3 protein-coding genes are annotated in these 3310 nt (G+C 73.9%); all 3 read left to right on the top strand.

Going from position 1 to position 3310, the window contains the following annotated elements; translation table 11 throughout:
* The coding region (locus ACFXA3_RS39260; protein ID WP_385195655.1) for a molybdopterin molybdotransferase MoeA at positions 1–1087 on the top strand (1087 nt) is incomplete at its 5' end.
* Positions 1075–2175: a potassium channel family protein gene (locus ACFXA3_RS39255; RefSeq protein ID WP_385195652.1), complete on the top strand. Its 1101-nt coding sequence runs from the start codon at positions 1075–1077 to the stop codon at positions 2173–2175. The genes ACFXA3_RS39260 and ACFXA3_RS39255, both read left to right, overlap by 13 nt.
* A 54-nt stretch (positions 2176–2229) precedes the next feature.
* The gene (locus ACFXA3_RS39250) at positions 2230–3207 is read left to right on the top strand and encodes an NAD(P)H-quinone oxidoreductase (RefSeq protein WP_385195649.1); all 978 of its coding nucleotides are present in this window, start codon (positions 2230–2232) and stop codon (positions 3205–3207) included.
* Positions 3208–3310: the final 103 nt, after the last annotated feature.

Genomic DNA, 3310 nt, shown 5'->3' with positions numbered 1-3310 from the left:
CCCGCCCCAGCACCACACACACCCCCCCGATCTGGGCGGGGGCGCGCGCGCCGGGCCCGGCCCCTGGACCGTGCGCCCCGGCGGCGGGGTGCTGGCCGGCTCCGACCGCCCCGAGCCGCTGGCCGACGGCGAGGCCGTACGGATCGCCACCGGCGCCCGCATCCCCGCCGACGCGACCGCCGTGATCCGCAGCGAGCACTCCCGCGAGTCCGGCACCCAGCTCCACGCCGACCGGGCCGTCCTCACCGGCCAGGACATCCGCGCGCGGGGCCAGGAGTGCCGCTCCGGCGACCTGCTGCTGCCCACCGGCTCGCTCGTCACCCCCGCCGTCCTGGGCCTCGCCGCGGCCGCCGGGTACGACGAGCTCACCACCCGGCCCCGGCCCCGCGTCGAGATCCTGGTGCTCGGCGACGAACTGCTGACCGAGGGCCGCCCGCACGACGGCCTGATCCGTGACGCCCTGAGCCCCATGCTCGGCCCGTGGCTGACCCGGCTCGGCGCCGAGGTCACCGCCACCCGGCGGCTCGGCGACGACCCGGCCGGAGCCAGGGCCCTGCTGGAGGCCGTCACCGGCTCCGACGCCGATCTGGTCCTCACCACCGGCGGGACCGCCTCCGGCCCCGTCGACCACGTCCACCCCGTGCTGCACGAGGCCGGCGCCGAACTGCTGGTCGACGGGGTCGCCGTACGCCCCGGCCACCCCATGCTGCTGGCCCGGCTCGCAGGCGCACCCGGCTCGGACGCCGTCCGCCATCTCGTCGGCCTGCCCGGCAACCCGCTCGCCGCCGTCTCCGGGCTGCTGACCCTCGCCGAACCGCTGCTGCGCACCCTGGCCGGCCGCCGCCAGCGCCCCCGCTACACGGTCCCGGTCCAGGGCGACGTGCCGGGCCACCCGTACGACACCCGGCTCGTGCCGGTCCTGCTGACCGACGAACACGCCGTACCGCTGCGCTACAACGGTCCGGCGATGCTGCGGGGCGTGGCCGCCGCCGACGGGCTGGCCGTCGTACCTCCGCACGGCGCGCGCGACAGGCAGGACCTGGAGATCCTCGATCTGCCGTGGGTCTCCGGAGGATGTTTCACGTGAAACTGCACGGCCAGGACGCGATGGCCCGCGGCGCCGACGAAAAACTCGTCTCACGGCGCATCAAGCTGCCCAAGCGCGTCGTGGAGAAGCCCCTGCGGCAGGTCGGCAAACGCCTGCTGATGGCGCTGTTCGTGCTGTTCCTGACGGTCCTGATCGTATGGCTCGACCGCGACGGCTACCACGACAACGCCAACGAGCAGGTGGACCTGCTGGACTGCGTCTACTACGCCACGGTGACCCTGTCGACGACCGGCTACGGCGACATCGTCCCGTACAGCGACAGCGCGCGGCTGACCAACATCCTGCTGATCACCCCGCTGCGCGTGCTGTTCCTGATCATCCTGGTCGGAACCACCCTGGAAGTCCTGACCGAGAAGACCCGGGAAGAGTGGCGGCTGAACCGCTGGAGGAAGAACTTGCGCGAGCACACGGTCGTCGTCGGCTTCGGCACCAAGGGCCGGTCGGCCCTCCAGACCCTGCTGACCACCGGCCTCCGGAAGGAACAGGTCGTCATCGTGGACCCGAGTGCCAAGGTGATCGACATGGCCAACGCGGAGGGCTTCACCGGCGTGGTCGGCGATGCCACCCGCTCCGACGTCCTGCTCCGCGCCGAACTCCAGAAGGCCCGTCAGATCGTCATCGCCACGCAGCGCGACGACACCGCCGTACTGGTCACGCTGACGGCCCGGCAGATGAACCGGGGCGCGAAGATCGTCGCTGCGGTCCGCGAGGAGGAGAACGCCCCGCTGCTGCGCCAGTCGGGTGCCGACGCGGTCATCACGAGCGCGAGCGCGGCGGGCCGGCTGCTGGGGCTCTCGGTGCTGAGCCCCAGCGCGGGCACGGTGATGGAGGATCTGATCCACCAGGGAAGCGGACTGGACCTGGTCGAGCGGCCCGTGCGCAAGGCCGAGGCCGGCAAGGGCGTACGGGAGACCGAGGACCTCGTGGTGAGCGTGCTGAGGGGCCACCGGCTGCTCGCGTACGACGACCCGCACGCGAGCCCGCTCCAGCTGACGGACCGTCTCATCACCATCGTGCGGGCGGCACCGCCCTCGTCCCCGCCGGTGACGCTGGGCCCCGCCGACTAGCCGGCGGCCCGGCCGGGCCCGGCCGCCGGCACGTGGTGGCGTACCCTCCGGGCCATGCATGCGATCACCATCGAAGAGCCCGGCGGCCCCGAGGCCCTCGTCTGGGCCGAGGTACCCGATCCGGTGGCCGGTGAGGGCGAAGTCCTCGTCGACGTCGCGGCGAGCGCCGTCAACCGCGCCGACATCCTCCAGCGCCAGGGGTTCTACGATCCCCCGCCCGGCGCCTCCCGCCACCCCGGCCTGGAGTGCTCGGGGCGGATCGCCGCCCTCGGGCCGGGAGTGTCCGGCTGGGCGGTGGGCGACGAGGTGTGCGCCCTGCTCGCCGGCGGCGGGTACGCGGAGCGCGTGGCCGTCCCGGTGGGCCAGCTGCTGCCGGTCCCGGCCGGCGTGGACCTCGTGGCGGCGGCCGCGCTGCCCGAGGTGGTCTGCACCGTGTGGTCCAACGTGTTCATGGTGGCCTCGCTGCGCCCCGGCGAGACGGTGCTGGTGCACGGCGGCTCCAGCGGCATCGGCACGATGGCGATCCAGCTGGCCAAGGCGGCCGGCGCGACGGTGGCGGTGACCGCGGGCGGTCCGCAGAAGCTGGCCCGCTGCAAGGAGCTGGGCGCGGACATCCTGATCGACTACCGCGAACAGGACTTCGTGGCGGAGCTGCGGGCCGCGACGGGCGGCGCCGGAGCGGACGTGATCCTGGACATCATGGGCGCCAAGTACCTGGCCCGGAACGTGGACGCGCTGGCCGTGAACGGGCGGCTCGCGGTGATCGGGCTCCAGGGCGGCGTGAAGGCCGAACTCAACCTGGGCGCGCTGCTGGCGAAGCGGGCGGCCATCACGGCTACCTCGCTGCGGGCGCGGCCCCTGGAGGAGAAGGCGGCCATCGTCGCGGCGGTGCGGGAGCACGTGTGGCCGCTGGTGGCGGCGGGCCGGGTCCGCCCGGTCGTGCACGCCGCGCTCCCGATGCGGGAGGCGGCCGAGGCGCACCGGACCATGGAGTCGAGCACCCACGTGGGCAAGCTGCTGCTGACCACCTGACGCCCGGCCGGGCGGCCGTGCGACCGGCCGGTCCGGGGCCCCTGACCAAGTGACGAGGCAGAGGAAGATCAGAGTGTAGATCTGGGTGGGAGCGGGTTGATAT

Source organism: Streptomyces sp. NPDC059456, from assembly GCF_042750055.1.
In the GTDB taxonomy this organism is placed as follows: domain Bacteria; phylum Actinomycetota; class Actinomycetes; order Streptomycetales; family Streptomycetaceae; genus Streptomyces.
The sequence above is the reverse complement of the archived record's forward strand: the minus strand, read 5'-3'. Positions and strand labels throughout refer to the sequence as shown.